The following is a 20,141-nucleotide window of genomic DNA, read 5'->3' as shown; positions in this document are numbered from 1 at the left end:
TACCAACTTCATTTAAGATCAAAACAATTCATGGATAAATTTGACAATGAAGTAAATTTAAAAACATTTTTAAATAAAAATGAAGATATAAAAGATTGGTTGTTAAATAATTATAATAAAGAATATGGAAAATATTTTAATGAAAATTCTATCACATGGGGAAAAAACACACTAATAGACTCACCAAAAATAGTTGAAGGCGATTTTGATTGTTCTTATAATCAATTAACTTCATTGGAAGGTGCTCCAGAAAAAGTTGAAGGTGATTTTAATTGTTCTAATAATCAATTAACTTCGTTGGATGGTGCACCAAAAATAGTTGAAGGTAATTTTTATTGTAATAATAATAAATTAATTTCATTGGAAGGTGCTCCAGAAAAGATTGAAGGTGATTTTAATTGTTCTGATAATCAATTAACTTCATTGGAAGGTGCACCAAAAAAGGTTGAAGGTAATTTTAATTGTTCTTCTAATCAATTAACTTCATTAGAAGGTGCTCCAGAAAAGGTTGAAGGTTATTTTGATTGTTCTGATAATCAATTAACCGAAAAAGATATAGAATGGTTAAAACAAAATTGTAAAATAAAAGGAATAATTATATGGGAATAGTATGAAAATAGAAATAAGTGTTTTTTTTTTTGGATTATATTTTGGTAAACATATTTTGAAGAATTAAAGTACTTAGTAATAAAAAATAAATTTAATTATTATCTTGAACTCCATATATAAAATTCATTGAATTGACCTTCAAATTTCCAACCAAGAATATTACTAATAATATTAATAATTTCTTGTAGTATAAATGCTTCTTCAAATACTACTTTCAATTCTTCTTTATTTATGAATGATGATGGTTTTACATCGATACCAAATATATTTAATGAGTTAGGAAGTTCCTTATGAAATTCGCCTATTGCGTAATCAACTAAATTTATTTTTATTCTATCAATATCTTGTTTATCAAAAATACAAACATCAAATGATACACGATTATTATTCAATATATCACCTACCATATCGTGTATTTTAAATAAATGTTTCTTTTTGTCAGTGACATCAATATAATCATCGTATGTTTTATAATAAGATGCTAAAACTCTTTTTAATGTGTCATTTGTTATAACTGTTACATCATCGATAATTTCATCCAATTTTATTACTGGAAGTTTTATTTCATATAGTTTTTGTGAAAAATTTTCAAATTTTTTGATTTCCATATTATTTTAAATTATTTCTTTTTAATATATCTTTTATTTGTTTAAATTGTTCATCATGTTGTTGTAATTTTGTTTTCAAATATTGTAAATCATAATAAATAGCTTCAAAAGCTTTTTTATTTTCATTTACCATTTTTTCACAATCTTCATCAGACATATTATTTATTTCTTCTAATAAATTATAATTTTCAAATTTCTTTATTTCCATAACTTGTTTATCTTTTTCTAGAGCAATTCTATCTCTAATTATATCGTTTAATAATTTTGTTACCAAATTTATATATCTTTGTTCACTTAATTTACTATCACCAATACCACTTATTTTTGTATAGTTTCTATAACCTGCCCATTTAATATCTTCTATTAATTTTGATATGGCGTTAGGTTTAAGAAATTCTTTTTTAGCATCATATATTGTTTTTCTTACTCCATCGAAATATGAATCATAATCTTTTCTTGAAATAATACTTCTTGCGTGACGTGTACCAGAAGTTCTACCTTGTAAATACTCATCAATAATAGAATTGATTGCATCTATGATTTCATTTTCTATATCTCTTGTGATGTTATACATATTTATTCGATTTTAATATTATCAAAATTATCATCTAACATTGTTTTTCAACTCATTTATTTTAAAATTATTAAATTTCTTAATAATAAAACTTTAATTTGTTTTATGGTATATATTAAAAATATATTTTAAATTTCCTGCATTAAAAACTCTAAAAAATCCTCTTTCTAACATTATTTCATTTTCTGTTTTATTTTTATCATAACCTTCTTTTACTAAAATATCTTTTCTAAAATTAAATCTGTTATATTTATTTAATTTTTGATCATAATAAGAATAACCTGGTGCTGTTTTAGATATAAAATTAAACCCTAATTGTTTATATAAATTGCCATTAAAATAACTTCTATCAGCATATGTTAAAATGCTTTCTGGTTTATATTTAGTTATAAAATATTTAAATAATTTTGAAGCACCACCTACAATATTGGTATTTATTTTATTACAAAATCTTAACATTTCATAATTATTTTCTTTATTTCCACTTCCTAAATTTATCCTTTTATTACCAAAAGTCATTAAAGAAACTAATTCGTTATTATAAAATAAACCAATTTTTATATTTGAACCTATAAATCCCTGAATATGATTTTCCATTAGAAATTTTCTAATTAATTTATTATCATTTATTTCTTTAATTTCACATTTCCTTGCATAAATATTATTTGGAGTTTTATTTAATTTATTTAATATAATAGATTTGACAATTTCTTTTTTGAAAAACCATTCATCCTCCCATATATGTATCAGTTGAATATTATTATTTTCACATAAATCACTTTTCATTTTATGATAAATATATTCTTTATATAATTCAGAATGCCAATAAATTCCATTAAATTCAAAAGCTAGATTCAATTCTGGTAAATAAATATCCAATTCTTTCCCATTTAGAATTGTTTTATCATTTTCTATTATTTTACCATCATAATTGTTTTTTATGAAATTTAATATTTCTAATTCTTTACCAGATATATGTGTTTCTATAGGATTACATATTGTACATAATATATTATGTTGTATTTCTTTTCTTTGATATAAATTTTTACTATTGATATTATAATAATGTTCTTTGTGTAAATCACATTTTATATCAATAGTTCTATCATCTTTTAGTTTAAAATCTTTTATATTATATTTTTGAAGTTTTTCTAATGTTAATTTTTCCCATATTTTATATCCTATTTTTTTAAATTCTTCTGTTTTAGAATAACTATTAACACCATATTTTTCAAATAATGTTTTTTTAGATTTTTCTCTTATTATATTAGAAGATAGTGGAACCTCAACGCCATATTTATTTAAATTAGTTTTTTTTATTTTTTCTTTTGTTTTTTCCTCTAATAATGTTGTCTTAACTCCATATTTTTTAATATTATTATTTTGTTGTTTTTTAATAATTTCTTTATTTTTCATTGGATTAGATACACCGTATTTTTCCAAACTTACAATTTCTCGTTTTTTATTAGAACAACTTTTGCAACCATAATAACCACACCTATCTTTATTTTTATAATATTTATAAATACTTAATATTGTTTCGTTACCACATTTATCACATATTGCAGTTATTTTTTGATGCGAATTTTTATTAATATCTTCAATTTTTATTAAAACTTCTGTATTTATTTTATCTACATTATAGTTAAGTTTTTTATAATATGTTACATTTCTTCTTGTTATTAGGACTAAAATTTCTTTTTCTTTAATCATATATCGAATTATTTTTAAATAGCACCATAAGTTCTGTTATATAATTGTATATATAAAAATATAAAAGCTAAAAACAATATATTTAAAATATACTATAACTCATGAAAAATAAACTATATTTATGGATATAAAAAATATGTCTGACGCTGAAAAACGTAAACGCATAGAACAATTAAAAAAGAAAATAGATAAGGTAAAATCTGAGCATGATTATGCTAAAGCTATGCAATTAGCTCTTAAATTAGTGCTTAATGGAACTTACGGTGCATTTTGTCATCCTGCTTTTACAGTATCAAATACAAACATTGCAAACTCGATTACATCACTTGCCAGAGAAATTATTAACTTTATGCTTGACCGCATCGAAAATTACTTTTATGATAAGTGGGGTTACGATAAAGCAATTCATGACTTACTTGGTGTAGTTTATATAACAAAATTTGAAGATGGTTATTATCTTAATCGAAAAGATGGAAAATTAATTGATAAATTTCCGAGAAAAGATGATGAAAAAGGCAAAGGTATTCAAAAGATATTAGATGATTATCATATGACACCAGATGATTTTGTTGATGTTGATATTGATAAATTTGTAATAGATGATAAAACATACGAAACTGTACATAAATGTTTTATCCATGATTTTTCTAACGTAGAACCAATACCTAAAAATTTTATTGTAGAACCTATAACTTCATCAAAGAAATTTGATGAAACAAGAGGTGTTAGAGAAGTTCCAATCATTATATACGGTGATACAGATTCATTATACATTTCTTTTTCACCACTTATGAAATCTGTTGGTTATGAAGGCGAAGAACTAAAATTTATACTTCATATTAATGGTTTATTTATTAAATTTTTATTTAAAGAATTTCTTGAAGAATATGCTAATAAATACAATGTTAAAAACTTACATGACTTCGAACTTGAAACTATTAACAAATCGGCTTTACATCTTCAGAAGAAAATGTACATAAACAATGTTGTCTGGGAAGACGGAGTATTTTATGAAGATTTGTCACATTTTTATCCAAAAGGTATTGATATTGTTAGATCATCTACACCATCGTTTGTTAGAGAAAATATTTGGGAATTTATCAAATATCTTTTCAAAAACCCAAATAATGTAAATATTAAAGATTTATTAAAAATTGTTAAAGATATTAAAAAACAATTTATGTTGGCTGATATTGAAGATATTTCGCAAACAACTAGTTTAACAAATTATGAACAAAAAGTTATTGATGATCAGAATGGTGTAGAATGTGTAAAAGGTGCACATTATTCAATTAAAGCTGCAGCATTTCATAACTATTTACTTAATAAAAATAGTGAATATAAAATTAAATATGATCTTTTAAGAAATGGTAAAATTAAATATTATTATTGTAAACACAGTCTTGGTGAAAGATTTGCTTATATGAGGTCTTTTCATCCAACAGAAATTACTTTAAAAGAAGGAGTTCAGGTTGATTATGATGAACAATTCTCAAAAACATTTTTGTCTATCGCAAATAGGTTCTTAGAACCAATTGGATTACCAGTTATAAATAAACGTATTTCTGTATTGAATAGTATATTTTCTTCATCTAAGGTTAATGTAAAAAGTAAGAATAAAGTTGTGGAAGATGATGACGATGATGAATTGAAAATAATAAGTTCGGATGATCTTGTAGTAGAAGAAATTGATGAAAATGTTGATGAAAATGTTAATCAAATCAATCAAAATGATATTGATTCTTCAACAAAAACGATTGAAACGGTTGAAACCGAGAATGAATATTTTTTTAATGATTTTGAAAAAGAAGTGGAAAAAATTGAGAAAGAGAAAAAAATTAAAAATAATGTAGAAGAAGATGATTTTTGGAATTAGATTATTTTTAAAGTAATATTCACCGATTATATTTTTTCTGGGTATTAAGCTTACTTGTAATTTTTTTATTTTGTATCTCCAATTTTCAAACCTGATTTAATAAACATTGCTTTCATTTTTCGTTTAACAACATTTATCTCATTTACAAGTGCGGCTCTGTTTGGATCTGTTTTTGACATTTTATTTAACTGTTGCATTCTCAAATCATTATTTTCTTTGAGCTTCCAGAACATTTTTTGATATTTGATTTGTTCTTCTGTATATTTTGTTCTGTCAGCAGTTTGTTTGTTGAATTTTGCACCGCCTTTTCTTTCTCTGGATTTTTTTGCAAGATTTTTGAAAAAATTCATAAAAATAAATGCTTGCATATTACCAATTTTATAATTTTTTGTTACACCATAATAACAGTCTACCATAATTAGTGAGGTTTTTAGTGTAACTATTCTACCGTTTTCAAATAGATACCTGAAGATAATGTTACTACTTTCTATATCGATTTTATCACTATAAGGAGCATTCTTAAAATCATTTATGACATCTTTCATTATGTCAATAATTAGTTTTTGTTTTTGTTTTTCATGTTTATTATAAACATAAATTAATAAAAAAGGTAATACAAAAACAATAAGTACAACAATAAAAACAATAAGTACAACAATATCAATCATTATTTATTAATTTTAGGATATGAAACAATAGCTTTTACATAAGTAAAACCACACATTTTTAAAGCAATATATCTATGTCTTCCGTCTTTTATCCAATAAATACCTTTTTCATCACATTGGACTTTAATAGGTGGTAAATTTTCAGGTAGTATTTCTTTATTCCAGAGTTTTATGGCTAATTCCATAGACTTTGGATTCAAAGGATAAGTACCACGTATCTTGACATTTAATAAATATAACCAAATTAATTGTTTTTTTTTTCCATAATGCAAATATATGGAATTTTATTTGAATAAAAAAATATTTTTATAATCTTTTCATTCTTTGATAGTTTATTCTAGTTCTTAAAAATTTGATACTTTTTAATATAACTATATAAAATGTCTATTGCAAAATCAATTTCATAGTTAGGTTTGTTTTCATCATATTTTCTTTGGTAAAATACAAAATTCAATAAACTAAATAATTAATCATAAAAAGTATAATTTAGAACTAAACTTTTATGACTTGAATTTTGTATTATTTAATTGGGATGTGGCAAGTTCTAATGAACCTAAGTTTTCAAATGGTTTATTATTTCATTAATTGATTTAATTTTGATAATCCTAAATATATATCTGTAACTCTACATTTTAAAACACCTTGTTGTTGAGCTGCAAAAGAAGAGCCAGGTTTTCTCATTAAACAACTTAACCATACTGTATCACCTCGTTTAATTTCTTTACCACTAAAATCACCTGCATGAACTACAAAGTTTTCATCAATTTTCTTTGCTTCTTCTTCACTGATAACACCAGTAATTTGAACAATTTCAACTTCTTTTACTTTTTCGTAACCTTCATCGGTTTCAATTTTAGTAATATCATCAGATAAGGAGTTCAATTCTGATTGTTTTTCGTTATATTTATTAAAATTAGTTATCATAATTTTCTAAATAGTATATTATTTCCAAATCTGTCCAATATAACTATATATTAAAATTTATTTTAATATTTTTAATAGCAAGTCAATATATAAGTAATTCATACCTATAAATAATAATAAAAGAAAAGGATTTGTTGATACGAATATAAAATAGAAAGGTATACACAACCAAGTACCATAGCAATAGCAACATAAACCGAGAGGTTTAAGGAATTTTCTTTTCCACCTATCTTTTTTTCTCCACCACTTTATCCAAAAATAAGTAAGGAGAAGATACCATCTTCTGAATATCATATCCTTTTGGAAGCACTTTCGCAAGAATAGGGTCAATCCTGCGGTCAAAAGGGCGAATGTAAACACGGCAACCACGTCCATCACAATTGTTATTTATTTTATTTTCCATCCTTTGTTTTCTATATATTTTTTGTAATGGGTTGCAATCATATAAATCAAATAATTAATATTAAATTCTTCTTTATCCAAATAAAATTGTGGTTCACCATTAATTTCAATATATATTGAATTTTCAATCATTTTGTCAAAATATTTTTTATTAATGTATTTTGCTTCAATTTTATCTTTGTTTGTCATTTCAATCTGTATTAAACAATTATTCGTAATTTCCTTATTTTGTATATTATTCTTATTATAATATCCTGAAACACTTTTAATTCTTAAAGATTTATAATTTCTATGCTTTTGAGCATCTCTTTTTGAACCTTTAAAAACAATAAATGACATTGTATCAATTAGATAGTTTAATAAATCATCAGGTAAATCTATATTTATCTGAATATCTGATTTGTTATTAAATGATTCAAATGTTATTATCATAAAATATCAAATGTTGTTGTTGTACCAGAAGCATCAGGATTTAATATTGAATCAAAATCTTCATGTTTGATTTCAACATAAATAGTTGAACCACTATTAAGTGCTGTTATTAATCCTGTGGAACTTACTGATAATAAATGTTCAAAACCTGAAGGTATATTAAAAGTACATTCATCTACTACACTTATATTATCCTCATTTTTTACTTGAATTTGTTGAGTTTCGCCAATACTCATATTACTTAATGGTTCAATTGTAATAACAATTGTATCAGAATCTAATAGAATTGGTTCTTCACTATCCCATCTTGCTTTAAACTTATTGCCGCCTGCATCTGTAAAATACAAATAAGCATTGGAATCTAGGTAATGTACAACTACATCCTCTAAAGAATCGTTTGTTGTGTAACCTACTTTGACCAATACTGTTCTAATATAATCCCACTTTTTCATAACTGTATATATTAATATTCAGTTTTGATTATTCTGATGGTGGTAAAGTGCCTTTTAATTGTGGTTGTTCAATACCTTTATGATAAACATTTCCTTCTGAATCTACAAAAACATCTCTAAAATGCCAACCTCTTGGTTTTTTTACATTATTTCTTGTAATTTCCCATCTATTTGTTTCTATTTGCTTTGTTTCTTTGTTGATAATTTGCTTTGTTGTTTCATTAAGTAAATATTCAACACCTTCAAATTCCACATGAACTGTTACTTGTGATAATTCTGGCTTTTGCTCAACTTTAATAATATTGGCTTTTATTGGGTCTATACCATGAATAACTAAGAGTCTGTTAAATTTATGTAATGTTGCCATATAATTATTTATTTTTGTTTTTATATATTAAATAGAAATAAGCCATATTAATTTTAATATATATTTAAAAAATAGTTAGGAAACATAATGACTAAAATTGCAAAAATTAAAACATTAGACAACGCAGAAGAGTTTATCAATATTCTAAAGGATAAAGAACTCTTAATTTACGAAGATGTACAAGGTAGTAAGATTTTCGTAAGATGGGATGGTAAAAAATTTATTATCAAACCGAAAAGTTTAAAGAGCGATCCCTTAAATTTTATAGACTTAACAGTACAAAAATTTTATAATCAGGCATATCTATACTTTCATTCATTACCAGATTACATAACAGAATTAATGAAACGTGATTGGTGGTTTTGTTTTGAATATTTTCCAGATAATCAACCAGCAAATATAGTATATAACAGATTGCCAAAAAATAATTTAATACTTACTTGCATTGTAAAAGGTAGTGATTATATATATGAATATGATGAATTGTTAGAATATTCAAAATTGTTTGATGTTGAACCTTTACCAATAGTGTTTAAAGGAACATTATCAACTAAACAATTAGAAATTATTCAATTATACCTTAATACAAACGAAAATGATTTGAAATATGTTTTTGATGAAGACAATTTCGCATACTTTTTTTATAAAATATTAAATCCTAGAGTTGAGAGTTCATTTTTAATGAATCAAAATAAGTTTAATGATAACTTGGAGAAGATAGTTATTAAAATTGATGGTAAATCAAAATACTCTTTTGAAATTTTAAATCCTTTATACAGAAAGATGGAACTTATAAATAATACAGAACATGTTGATACATACTCTCTTATATTGCTAAGGTTTTTAGAATTTTCTCAACTTATTGATATTGAAAAATATAAACTATCAAAAATTACAAAAGATGAATTATATGTTGAGTTTATCAGTAATTTATTTAATGAGTACATGAAAAATAATGAAAAGAATATATTGGCTTGGGATTTTGTGATTCCATCATTTTTTAAAGAAGATAAATTTAAGATTAATATAGATTTAATTACAAATGAGGAAACTAAAAATTACATAAAGAGTGATAATAAAATCGAATATGTATTTAAATGTATTCTTGGTGCTTTTAATACTAAAAAAAAGAAACCTATTGGTGTATTCACTAATATTACTTTGGAGTTATTTAATGGTTTTGTTGATAAATTAGATAGAATTATTGACAAGGCATTAAAAATTAATAGAGAATATGAAATTCAGAAAGATGATTTAAAAAATTTTAAAGATTATTTTAATATAAAGTATGAAGTAGATGTTCAAGGTGATATTTACCCAGATATGTATGATGAATTTGAAGAAGAAGGCGAAGAAAAGAAAAAAGAATCTGGAAAAGAATTGCCTCTGAAGAAAAAAACACCTCAAAAAGATATATTTGGAGGATTTACAACTAAAAAAGAAGAATTATAATTTAATATATAATTAAAAATTAAAATATTATTATGGCATATTTCGCTTTAAGTGGTATAACAGGTTGTATAAGTCCAGTAACAGGCATAACCAATGGCTATGATCTTATGTACAATAAAGATAAGATAACTATATATTATAAAAAAGACGTTATAATTGATTTTATAAATACTTACATGGTTGTTGTAATATTTGAAAACTATACACAAAATTTCAGTTTTTTAACACCAACAGATCGAGACGCATTTTACAATTCATTACCAATATAATTAAAAAAACCACTTTTCAGTGGTTTTTATTCATCAATTTGAAAACTTTGACCAATATCACCAATTTCCTCTACTCCTACAACATTTTGTTTTTCGATATTTTCTTCTGATTTTTTCTCCATTGCTTCTATTTGAGCTTTTTTAAAAATCTCCATCAAATCTTTTTGAGCTTTTGCTTTTTTATTCTTTTCAATAAGACTTCTTTGTCGAGATTTTTTCTTATGGTCTTTTCTGTTTTTTGATTTAGGCATACAAAGTATATTTATTTTTTATAATATATTGTATAATTATTAAAAAGTTTTAGTTTTCGTAAGTTTCGTTTTTATCAGCAGAATCTACAACTTTATTTAAAATAAATAATCCATGTCTAATTATATCCATTTCAATGATAACATTAAATTCTTTTCTATATTCTAATGTTATTTCGTCAATTTTATTATCGTTCTCGGTTTCAAACTTACCAAGTGAATATCTATAAAATGGATATAACCATTTAGTTGGCTTTTTCAAAATAATATTCTCCTTGAAACAAACTTCTTTTAAAGAAGAATTTATAGTAAATATTGAATTACTTGTTGATTTTATTTTCATAGTTTTATTAAACTCTTTTTATTTTCTATTTCATTATCAATTATGTTGTAAAATATAGCATAATTTTTATAGTTTATATTATTTGATACCCTTATTGCATCATCATCTTTAATTAGTTCTTTAAAGAATTTTTTAATCTTTATAGATGATTTAAGTCTAATATTGTATAAACAATGATTACAACCACAAGTATTTGAGTCGGTCATACTTTCACATATGGAAAGATCTGATAATATCTCTATATCATTTCCATTCTTAATATAAACTCTATCTAATTTATGTGATGAAATTAAAGTTCTTAAATCATTATCATAATTAGTTTTACCAACTATAATAAAGTTCATTTTATATCTTAACCCAGTATTATTTGGATCAATAAAGTAGGTTAAGCAATAATGTATAATATCACATTTAATAAAGAAGTTATTATTGCTTTCTATTATTATCATAGTTTTATATAAATTCTTTCCAAAAATCTTTTTTCAAATAGCTAAATAATCTCCAATCAATTTGGAAGTTGGACCACATCACGGTCTTTAAAAATTCATTAAATTTATTACTTAGTAGTGCTTTCTTTATATTATTTGCTTCTTCTATATCAGAGAATATAATAGCCATTGAATGTTGGGTCATACCATAATCACCTTTCATATCAATTATGACATCTCCTATACCACTATCCCCGAATATAACTTTCGAAACCCCAAAGTGTCCATTATCATTTCTTGATGAATACATATATCTTGTTCCACCTTTTGGTGTAGAGTGTATTAGTGTATATTTAAATTCATCATTTTTTTCATCAGAAACCCAATTTTTATCAGTTCCATAATTTGTTCTAATGTAATAATTTCCTCCTTCATGCCAATCGAATGAGTTTAACTTATATTTAGAATTTTGTTCATTATTATTATATCCCTTTGTTGCTATTGCAACATTATCAGCTCCTCCATGCCCCATAAAACTACAAAAGCCATAATGATTATTAAATTCACTAATAGCTTCCTGACCTGTCGGATGTGCAGGAGTATAAGTTGTTGACGGGCCTCCTTCTTCGCTAAATACTACTCTGCTTAAAATCCACGAGCAAACATCTAACACAGTATTTGCATCGTCTGTAGCTTGCATGTCATCAGCTTGTGTAAAAAAAGCACGGGTTAAATATGAATAATCTCCATTACCAGGATTCTGTTCATATAATAATGTTTTTCTTGTCCAGTTTTCTACTTCCTGTGTTGTTCAATGAGTGTTTCAGTTCTGATGATAAAAGATGTTTATTAGCTCACAAACCAAGATCTGGTAAGACATTTACCACAATCTATAACATAAAAGAAAACAACTATAAGAATGTTGTCATTTTAACATCATACCCCATATTGAACTTGGTTTCTGAATATGTTATTTTAGTTTTCATATAATTATTTGTTCTGAGTTTTCATTGAATAATCAATGGCATCAGTAATTGTTGCTGTTGGATTATTTTTTATATATTTCAAAGCACCAAAAACAACTTCAGTTTCAATACCATACTCTATTGCAATATCAAGTTTTTCAGCAAGATATACAAATTCTTTATCAAAACATTGTTCGTAATCAATTACCATCCAATCCATTACAATATCAACGTTTGAAAATTCATCATCAACAATCTCGATTGATTTTGTTGCATCTGATGCTTCAATTCTTTTTTTAATTTCTTCTATTGAGACTTTTTCTGGTATGTTCTCAACAACACCAAATAAAACCTGTCCATTTTCTCTAAGTTCAAAATACTTATTCATATAATTTGAATTTAATTTTTTTTTTATTTTATATTATATAAATACTACAAAGGTTTATAATTAATTAATTTTTTTACTAATTCAATTTTATAACCTGTTCAGTATTCGTATAGTTTTAAAGAATAGTTACTTTTGGCAAAAAGACGAAGAAGATATGATGTTGGACGAAAATTTTCAATTTTGGGGTATTAAATTACTGAAGTATTTTTGCTAAAATATCATTTTCTAACATACCTCTTATATCTTACAGAGGTATATATTTATTTGCATTTATTACAGAGGTCGCATTTTACACAAAAATCTTTTCCTTCTTTTAAGGTTAGAAAGAATGCTTCAATAAATTCTTCTTTTGAAATCTGTCTTTCATTTCTTTGATTATACTTCTGAATATATTCCCAACCATCTATTAATTTTTTGGCTGATTTTTTAGTTAGTTTCATATTTTATGATTTAAAATTAATTTAAAATTCTACTTAATTTTTTTTTGTCTATCGTGACTTTAATCCATTCGTTATGATTTGTATTTTTCAAAATATCAAGGTTTCTTCTTCTAAAGAAACAATTGATTTTCTATATTTTTATAATTTCAATAATTCAAAAAATATATAATGCCAAAAAATGAAGCAGTTATTATATTTCTTTATAACCTATCTGTTTAATGGCATTATATAGACAATTCTGAGCACCCTGCATCAAGTTGGATCTAACATTATTATTCAATTTTAGCTGAAATCTTTCTATTAAGTAATTCAAGGCAAAGAGGTTTCAATTCTTCGAATGAACCGTTTTTCACATCACACTTTCCATTGAAATGTACAATATAAGCACACTGAGTAGCTTGCTCTGGTTGATGTTTACAAACTTCAATAAGACTTTGGATAACCCAATCAAAAGTATTTACATCATCGTTATAGACAACAATTTGTTTTTTATCAGAAATTTTGTCGTCTAACAATAAATCATCTTGTAATTTTTCTTTTGTCATATATAAGTTTTTTGTAATTTTTTTCTTTAATATTATATATTTAAAAATTTCTTTAATATTATATATTTAAAAATATACAAAGTTGAAATTAAAAATAATAAACCTGTTAATAAATATTATTTAGTTAAGTGATTGTGTCCACAAATAGTACAGATAAAATATTCATCCATTTCAGAACCACAAATATCACAAACAAATTTTGGATTTTGCTCCATATACTTATCATATTTTTTTAGATATGATTCATAAGAGTTTGAAAAGAATGATGTAAATTCTGCTTTGTCAAATTGGTATTTGTTATAACCTAATTTATTAATAAAATCAATACCTAACTGAATACATTTTTCAGTTTGTTCAAAATTAACATATTCTTCATTTGTATGCCAATTATGGTAACCTGTTGGAAGATTACAACAACAAAAATCAAATTTTTCTTTTAATGGTAGAATGTCGGTGTAAGGGTCATCTGAATAATTAGTAACATTATACTTTTCTAAAATAGGCTTTACCTTAGTAAGAAAATCATCATTATACATTTTAACACCGCTTAAAGTTTCTGTAAACCAGTTAGATGTTGGTCCATCAAACTGAATAACATAGCCGACATTGTTAAAAAATGTTTTGTCACATTCGTTAGAACCTCTACAACCATATTCTTCTTCAACAAAGAATGCAGCTTTAAGATTATCAAAATGTTCTAACATCTGTAAACAAAGAAAAACTCCGGCCAAATCATCACCAGCCAGACCAGTTCTTTTACCAGTCTCTGGATGAAAAGCCATTAGTTTAGTTTTATTATGTTTTCCTCTACCTATACGTATATCTTTCCTTTTATTATTTTTAATAAGGTCAATATGTTCGTTAAATACAGAATCAATATGAGCGCATACACAAGGGAAGTACTGTTTTTCTTTAATACTACCTTTTGTGAAATAAATATTACCTTTAGTATCTTTATTAACAAGATAACCTTTTTCAGTACCATATTTAATAAGATACTCTTGCACCAATGTTTCCATACCGAAATATGTTGGTATGGACAATATTTCTATAAGATGTTTTAATTTATTTTTTTCCATAATGCAAAGATATGAATAATTATTAAAAATAAAAAAAAATTGAAACTTTTTGAAATAAAAAATATACAAATGAATATTGACAGTTTGGTGTGACAAATTGTCAGCATTTAACTTCGGTATTATAATTGTATAACTTATTTAAAAACTTTAATAAATATGGGAAAATGTATTGGTATTGACCTAGGAACTACAAATAGTTGTGTTTCTATCATTGAAGGCGGTAACGCTATTGTTATTCCTAATTCAGAAGGTAAAAGAACTACACCATCAGTTGTAGCATTTATGGATGATGGTGAAAGAAAAATTGGAGATCCTGCTAAAAGACAGGCTGTTACAAATCCTAAAAGAACAGTATCATCTATTAAAAGATTTATGGGACAAAATTATAATTCTGTAATAAATGAATTAAAAAACTGTTCATATGAGGTTGTTAATGATGGTGGATTACCAAAAGTAAAAATTGATGGAAGAAATTTTACTCCACAAGAAATATCAGCTATGATTCTTCAAAAAATGAAGAAAACTGCTGAAGATTATCTTGGACAGACTGTTACAGATGCGGTTATTACTGTACCTGCTTATTTTAATGACTCACAAAGACAAGCAACAAAAGAGGCTGGTGAGATTGCAGGTTTAAAAGTTCAAAGAATTATTAATGAACCTACTGCAGCGGCTTTGGCTTATGGTCTTGATAAAGATGATAAAGATAGAATTGTTGCTGTATTTGACCTTGGTGGTGGAACATTTGATATTTCCATTCTCGAATTAGGTGGTGGAGTTTTTGAAGTAAAATCAACTAATGGTGATACACATCTTGGTGGTGATGATTTTGATCAAATGATTATAGATTATCTTGCAGAAGAATTTTATAATGAATGCCATGTTGACTTAAGAAAAGATCCAATGGCATTACAAAGATTAAAAGAAGCAGCAGAAAAAGCGAAAATCGAATTATCTTCTTCATCACAAACAGAAATTAATCTTCCTTATATTATTCCTATTGATGGTGTACCTAAACACCTTGTTAAAACAATTAGTAGATCCGAATTTGAAAAATTAATTGACCCTCTTTTATCTAGACTCAAAGAACCTTGTTTCAAAGCAATTGCAGATTCAGGTTATAAAGTAGACCAAATTACTGAAGTTATTTTAGTTGGTGGTTCAACAAGAATACCAGCCGTACAAGAAATTGTAAAAAGTATCTTCGGCAAAGAACCTTCAAAAAGTGTAAATCCTGATGAATCTGTAAGCTTAGGTGCAGCAATTCAAGGTGGTGTACTTTCAGGTGATGTTAAAGATATTCTTTTACTTGATGTTACACCTCTCTCATTAGGTATTGAAACTATGGGTGGTATTATGACAAAACTCATTGATTCTAATACTACTATACCTACAACAAAATCAGAAATATTTTCAACTGCATCTGATAATCAATCTACTGTTGAAATTCATGTTCTTCAAGGTGAAAGACAATTTGCAAAAGATAATAAATCATTAGGTAAATTTAATTTAGATGGTATTCCACCTGCACCAAGAGGTGTTCCTCAAATTGAAGTACAATTTGATATAGATTCAAATGGTATTTTGTCAGTAAAGGCAAAAGATAAAGCAACTGGTAAAGAAAAATCTATTCGAATTGAAGGTTCAACAAATCTAAAAGAAGAAGAAATTGAAAGAATGAAGAAAGAAGCAGAAGCTTATGCTGAAATTGATAGAAAAGAGAAAGAAAAAGTTGATACACTCAATAAAGCAGATTCTATGATTTTCTCTACTGAAAAGCAGATGAAAGAATTTGGTGATAAACTTACAGAAAATGATAAGTCTATTCTTAAAGAAAGAGTAGAATCTTTGAGAACCGCATACCAATCAAAAAATATTGAATTGGTTAATGAGAATATGAACAAATTAAATGAAACTTGGAATGAAATTTCTACAAGGTTGTATCAGAATCATTCAACTAACACAGAACAACCAAAATCAGATGATAACATTCAAGATGCTGATTTTGAAGATGTAAAATAAAAAATAATAAATAAAATATGATTGAACATTTAACAACTGAAACCTTTAAACAAAAGGTATTTAATTACGAAAATAATAAAGAATGGAAGTATAATGGTTCTATACCTTGTGTAATAGATTTTTATGCGGAATGGTGCGGTCCTTGTAAAACAGTATCACCAATATTAGAAGAATTGGCAAAAGAATATGATGGTAAACTTGTTATTTATAAAATTAATACAGAAGAACAAGTAGAACTTTCACAAACTTTTGGTATCAGAAGCATACCATCTCTATTATTTGTACCGATGAATGAACAACCTCAAATGGCACAAGGCGCTATGCCAAAAGACTCATTCAAAAAAGTTTTTAAAGAAATTCTAAAAGTAGAATAAAAGAAAGCCACTCAATTGAGTGGCTTTTTTTTATTAATGTAATAATTCTATTTTACCTTTTAGAACCTTTTTAAGACTTGTTTGCTTACCAGTGATATGGTCTTTAACCAAACCTGTTTTAACATTGTAGGTTCTTCTCTTTTCACCTCTTCCACCAAGTCCAATTTGTTCCTTTCTTTTTGAAGAATACTCACTATTCTTCTTGTTTCTTTCTATTTCAGTCAATCGTCTTTTTAATTCTTTCCAAGCTTCTGATTCATTGTGATGTTGATTTCTACCGTCAATTCTTACTTGAACACCAGAAATATGTCTTAATATTACACAAGAGTCTGTGGTATTCTTATGTTGACCACCGTTACCAGTACCTCTTGTATAAATAACTTCAACGTCATTAGGATCAATCTTAATGACTACATCTTGTTTTTCATCTAAAACTGTTACTGAAACTGTAGAAGTATGTGTTCTACCTTTGGATTCTGTAGGCGGAATGCGCTGAAATCGGTGTCCACCTATTTCATTTGAAAAGAATTTTTTTACATCATGACCGCTAAAGACAGAAATCAACCGATCCGTCTTTTTCATCTAAGGAAAGGATATTGTAACCATTTAATCTAATGGCTTTGAGATAAATGTCCTTCATCTCTTGAACAAGAAGTTTAGCATCTCTTTTCTATTATCTCATCAAAAAGATCTCTTCTTGTTACAGAACTTATTCAGATCCGCGTTTTGACCTTTTATATTGCCCCGATGATGGTTTCTTGAAATTTATTTGTGAAATGATACATCCATCTGTGAGAACTGAAAATGAGGTTAATGAAATTTTACCCATTATAAATAAATATCTTAATAAGGATAATTTTGAACTTTTTCCTAAAAATTACATTTCGGGTAGACCTGTATTTGGATATAGAAAAATAGATGGAATTAAACATAAAACTATAGAAAACGTAAAAACTATTAAAGATTATTTAAGTTCGGAGTACATTGACAAGAGGTTGTAAAACATCTTCAAGAAAAAGATTTAACAAAAGAAGCTACCGAGCAAGTTACCGACCAAGTTACTGACCAAGTTACTGACCAAGTTACCGAGCAAGTTACCCAGCAAGTCACCCAATTAATTACAAAATCATACAAAGAAAATTCAAAAGCTGTAAAATGGATATGCGATGGCTCACCCGAATACACCATGGAAGAAACCGAACGCCAAACACATGGAACAGATGTTATTCTTCATATTGAAGATATTGAAAACGAAGAATTTTTAGAAGAAAACAAAATAAACGAATTGCTAAATAAATACTGCAAATTTTTACCAGTAGAAATTGCTTTCGGAAAAAAGAAAGAATGGAAAAAAGATAAATATGTTGAAACCGACAAAGATAATATTATCAATAATCCACATCCACTCTGGACAAAAAACCAGCTGATTTAAAAGACGAAGATTATAAGTCATTTTACTATGAATTATACCAAGATATTTTCGAAGAACCACTATTCAATATACATTTAAATGTTGATTATCCTTTTAACTTAACAGGAATCTTGTATTTTCCACGAATTAAAAATAGATTCGATATTCAAAAAAATAAAATTCAACTTTATTGCAACCAAGTATATGTAACCGACCAGGTAGAAGGTATTGTCCCCGATTACTTAATGTTGCTTCATGGAGTTATCGATTCGCCCGATATACCGTTGAATGTTTCGCAGTTACTTACAAAGTGATAGCAACGTAAAAAAAATATCATCACATATTACTAAAAAAGTAGCTGATAAACTTTTTGATATATTCAAAAACGATCGTCAAGACTTTGAAAAAAAATGGGACGATTTAAAATTATTCATACAATATGGCATGATTAGCGATGAAAAATTTTACGAACGTGCCGAAAAATTTGCATTGTTTAAAAATGTTGATAATAAGTATTTTACATTTGAAGAATACGAAAAATTGGTTAAAGAAAATCAAACCGAAAAAAAAAGGAAATACCATTTATTTATATGCTACCGACAAAGAAGAACAATATACATATATCGAACAAGCAAAAAACAAAGGTTACGATGTTCTTATTTTTGATGGGCAATTAGATTTACATTTTATTAACTATTTGGAACAAAAACTAACAAAAACTTCTTTCAAACGAATTGATGCCGAAACTATTGATAAACTAATAGAAAAAGAAGAACAACGCAAAGTAGAAATGAGCGAATCAGATCAAAATGATTTACGACATGTGTTTTTTGGAGCTTTACCTAACAAAGAAGAATTTTTAATTTCATACGAAGCACTTAACGAAAACGATTTGCCGTTAGTGATTACTCGCAGCGAGTATATGCGAAGAATGAAAGATATGTCACAATTTTCGCCTAAGAGTATGTATGGCGGAATACCAGACATGTACTCAATGGTTGTAAATACTTCTCACTCTATTATTAAAAAAATAGTCAGCGAAAAAGAAGAACAACTTTCAGAAGACTTACAAAAACTCGATAAAAAAATTGAATCCTTTCAAACTGAAATTGATAAATTAAAAGAAGAACAAAAAAAGAAAAAAGAAGAAGAGTTAACTACTACCGAAAAAGATTATCTCAAAACCAAAGAAAAAGAACTTGAAGAATTAAAAAAAGAAAGAAAAGAAAAACTTGAACAATTTGGAGCCAATAATACAATTGTTAAACAATTAATAGATATTGCATTGCTCTCTCACAACCTACTTAAAGGTGAGGCATTTAGCAATTTTATAAAACGCAGTATCGAAGTAATAAAATAATAAAAAAAGAAAATACGTATGTCTCTTACTTAAAGCAGTCGTTTTAAATGTTATCATAAACGACTGCTTTTGTTGTTTGATTTACTTCCATCGCCTTTTAGTCACTAATTTTGTATGAATTCTTTATTATTCCTTTGTCAATTCAAGTGTCCATTTCCGATACTTCTGAAATTCTGGACATATCAATAATTT

General features: G+C 26.0%; 25 protein-coding genes and 1 pseudogene. 8 read left to right on the top strand and 18 right to left on the bottom strand.

Annotation, left to right across the window (positions count from 1 at the left end; all coding sequences use genetic code 11):
• The first annotated feature begins 30 nt into the window (after positions 1-30).
• Positions 31-609: a hypothetical protein gene (locus HPY57_15880; protein ID NPV13239.1), complete on the top strand. Its 579-nt coding sequence runs from the start codon at positions 31-33 to the stop codon at positions 607-609.
• A gap of 98 nt (positions 610-707) precedes the next feature.
• Here HPY57_15880 and HPY57_15875 read toward each other — a convergent pair whose 3' ends face one another.
• From HPY57_15875 to HPY57_15865, 3 genes are all read right to left on the bottom strand, one after another.
• Positions 708-1,217: a hypothetical protein gene (locus HPY57_15875; GenBank protein ID NPV13238.1), complete on the bottom strand. Its 510-nt coding sequence runs from the start codon at positions 1,215-1,217 to the stop codon at positions 708-710.
• 1 nt (position 1,218) lies between these two features.
• Positions 1,219-1,791, bottom strand: a complete 573-nt coding sequence (locus HPY57_15870; GenBank protein NPV13237.1) for a hypothetical protein — start codon at positions 1,789-1,791, stop codon at positions 1,219-1,221.
• Positions 1,792-1,884: 93 nt separating this feature from the next.
• Entirely contained in the window at positions 1,885-3,504 is a 1,620-nt protein-coding gene (locus HPY57_15865) for a hypothetical protein (GenBank protein NPV13236.1), read from the bottom strand.
• Positions 3,505-3,625: 121 nt separating this feature from the next.
• On the opposite strand from HPY57_15865, the gene HPY57_15860 reads away from it, so the two are divergent.
• Positions 3,626-5,380, top strand: coding sequence for a hypothetical protein (locus HPY57_15860; GenBank protein ID NPV13235.1), 1,755 nt, complete (start codon positions 3,626-3,628; stop codon positions 5,378-5,380).
• A gap of 65 nt (positions 5,381-5,445) precedes the next feature.
• On the opposite strand, the gene HPY57_15855 is transcribed toward HPY57_15860, so the two are convergent.
• The 6 genes from HPY57_15855 to HPY57_15830 form a co-directional block, all read right to left on the bottom strand.
• Positions 5,446-6,048 carry a hypothetical protein gene (locus HPY57_15855; protein ID NPV13234.1) on the bottom strand — a complete coding sequence of 201 codons (603 nt, stop codon included), beginning with the start codon at positions 6,046-6,048 and terminating at the stop codon, positions 5,446-5,448.
• Positions 6,048-6,233 (bottom strand): ParB N-terminal domain-containing protein, encoded by a 186-nt coding sequence (locus HPY57_15850; GenBank protein NPV13233.1) that lies wholly within the window; start codon positions 6,231-6,233, stop codon positions 6,048-6,050. The genes HPY57_15855 and HPY57_15850 overlap by 1 nt, the downstream gene beginning before the upstream one ends.
• Before the next feature lie 388 nt (positions 6,234-6,621).
• Positions 6,622-6,972 (bottom strand): hypothetical protein, encoded by a 351-nt coding sequence (locus HPY57_15845; GenBank protein NPV13232.1) that lies wholly within the window; start codon positions 6,970-6,972, stop codon positions 6,622-6,624.
• Positions 6,973-7,359: 387 nt separating this feature from the next.
• Complete coding sequence (locus HPY57_15840; protein ID NPV13231.1) at positions 7,360-7,806, bottom strand: hypothetical protein; 447 nt, start codon at positions 7,804-7,806, stop codon at positions 7,360-7,362.
• Positions 7,803-8,258, bottom strand: a complete 456-nt coding sequence (locus HPY57_15835) for a hypothetical protein (GenBank protein NPV13230.1) — start codon at positions 8,256-8,258, stop codon at positions 7,803-7,805. The genes HPY57_15840 and HPY57_15835 overlap by 4 nt, the downstream gene beginning before the upstream one ends.
• Positions 8,259-8,286: 28 nt before the next feature.
• Complete coding sequence (locus HPY57_15830; protein NPV13229.1) at positions 8,287-8,625, bottom strand: hypothetical protein; 339 nt, start codon at positions 8,623-8,625, stop codon at positions 8,287-8,289.
• A gap of 87 nt (positions 8,626-8,712) precedes the next feature.
• On the opposite strand from HPY57_15830, the gene HPY57_15825 reads away from it, so the two are divergent.
• Together HPY57_15825 and HPY57_15820 are read left to right on the top strand one after the other, a co-directional pair.
• Entirely contained in the window at positions 8,713-10,077 is a 1,365-nt protein-coding gene (locus tag HPY57_15825) for a hypothetical protein (protein ID NPV13228.1), read from the top strand.
• Positions 10,078-10,109: 32 nt separating this feature from the next.
• Positions 10,110-10,346 carry a hypothetical protein gene (locus HPY57_15820; protein NPV13227.1) on the top strand — a complete coding sequence of 79 codons (237 nt, stop codon included), beginning with the start codon at positions 10,110-10,112 and terminating at the stop codon, positions 10,344-10,346.
• Between the two features lie 26 nt (positions 10,347-10,372).
• On the opposite strand, the gene HPY57_15815 is transcribed toward HPY57_15820, so the two are convergent.
• The 8 genes from HPY57_15815 to HPY57_15780 all read right to left on the bottom strand — a co-directional run bounded on the left by HPY57_15815 (position 10,373) and on the right by HPY57_15780 (position 14,710).
• A complete protein-coding gene (locus HPY57_15815; protein ID NPV13226.1) occupies positions 10,373-10,597 on the bottom strand; it encodes a hypothetical protein in 225 nt (74 codons plus the stop codon).
• A 49-nt stretch (positions 10,598-10,646) separates the two neighbouring features.
• The gene (locus tag HPY57_15810; protein NPV13225.1) at positions 10,647-10,856 is read right to left on the bottom strand and encodes a hypothetical protein; all 210 of its coding nucleotides are present in this window, start codon (positions 10,854-10,856) and stop codon (positions 10,647-10,649) included.
• 77 nt (positions 10,857-10,933) lie between these two features.
• Entirely contained in the window at positions 10,934-11,281 is a 348-nt protein-coding gene (locus HPY57_15805) for a hypothetical protein (GenBank protein ID NPV13224.1), read from the bottom strand.
• A gap of 109 nt (positions 11,282-11,390) precedes the next feature.
• Complete coding sequence (locus HPY57_15800; GenBank protein ID NPV13223.1) at positions 11,391-12,065, bottom strand: hypothetical protein; 675 nt, start codon at positions 12,063-12,065, stop codon at positions 11,391-11,393.
• A gap of 290 nt (positions 12,066-12,355) precedes the next feature.
• On the bottom strand, positions 12,356-12,718 hold the full coding sequence (locus HPY57_15795) for a hypothetical protein (GenBank protein NPV13222.1): 363 nt from the start codon (positions 12,716-12,718) through the stop codon (positions 12,356-12,358).
• A gap of 260 nt (positions 12,719-12,978) precedes the next feature.
• Positions 12,979-13,158 carry a hypothetical protein gene (locus HPY57_15790; protein NPV13221.1) on the bottom strand — a complete coding sequence of 60 codons (180 nt, stop codon included), beginning with the start codon at positions 13,156-13,158 and terminating at the stop codon, positions 12,979-12,981.
• Between the two features lie 272 nt (positions 13,159-13,430).
• Positions 13,431-13,703, bottom strand: coding sequence for an ATP-dependent Clp protease adaptor ClpS (locus HPY57_15785; GenBank protein ID NPV13220.1), 273 nt, complete (start codon positions 13,701-13,703; stop codon positions 13,431-13,433).
• A gap of 116 nt (positions 13,704-13,819) precedes the next feature.
• Positions 13,820-14,710, bottom strand: a complete 891-nt coding sequence (locus tag HPY57_15780) for a hypothetical protein (protein ID NPV13219.1) — start codon at positions 14,708-14,710, stop codon at positions 13,820-13,822.
• Positions 14,711-14,938: 228 nt separating this feature from the next.
• Between HPY57_15780 and dnaK the strand changes: the two genes are divergently transcribed.
• Both dnaK and trxA read left to right on the top strand, forming a co-directional pair.
• Positions 14,939-16,804, top strand: a complete 1,866-nt coding sequence (gene dnaK, locus HPY57_15775; protein ID NPV13218.1) for a molecular chaperone DnaK — start codon at positions 14,939-14,941, stop codon at positions 16,802-16,804.
• A 17-nt stretch (positions 16,805-16,821) separates the two neighbouring features.
• Positions 16,822-17,178 (top strand): thioredoxin, encoded by a 357-nt coding sequence (gene trxA / locus HPY57_15770; GenBank protein ID NPV13217.1) that lies wholly within the window; start codon positions 16,822-16,824, stop codon positions 17,176-17,178.
• Between the two features lie 33 nt (positions 17,179-17,211).
• Here trxA and HPY57_15765 read toward each other — a convergent pair whose 3' ends face one another.
• A complete protein-coding gene (locus HPY57_15765) occupies positions 17,212-17,760 on the bottom strand; it encodes a PCRF domain-containing protein (protein ID NPV13216.1) in 549 nt (182 codons plus the stop codon).
• Positions 17,761-17,858: 98 nt separating this feature from the next.
• Between HPY57_15765 and HPY57_15760 the strand changes: the two genes are divergently transcribed.
• Together HPY57_15760 and htpG are read left to right on the top strand one after the other, a co-directional pair.
• Complete coding sequence (locus HPY57_15760; protein ID NPV13215.1) at positions 17,859-18,179, top strand: hypothetical protein; 321 nt, start codon at positions 17,859-17,861, stop codon at positions 18,177-18,179.
• 185 nt (positions 18,180-18,364) lie between these two features.
• A pseudogene (htpG, locus tag HPY57_15755) lies at positions 18,365-19,949 on the top strand (molecular chaperone HtpG).
• Positions 19,950-20,141 lie beyond the last annotated feature (192 nt).

It is taken from the genome of Ignavibacteria bacterium (assembly GCA_013177855.1).
Taxonomy (GTDB): domain Bacteria; phylum Bacteroidota; class Ignavibacteria; order Ch128b; family Ch128b; genus Ch128b.
Note: the sequence above shows the minus strand (reverse complement) of the source record. Positions and strands in the feature narration are given on the sequence as shown.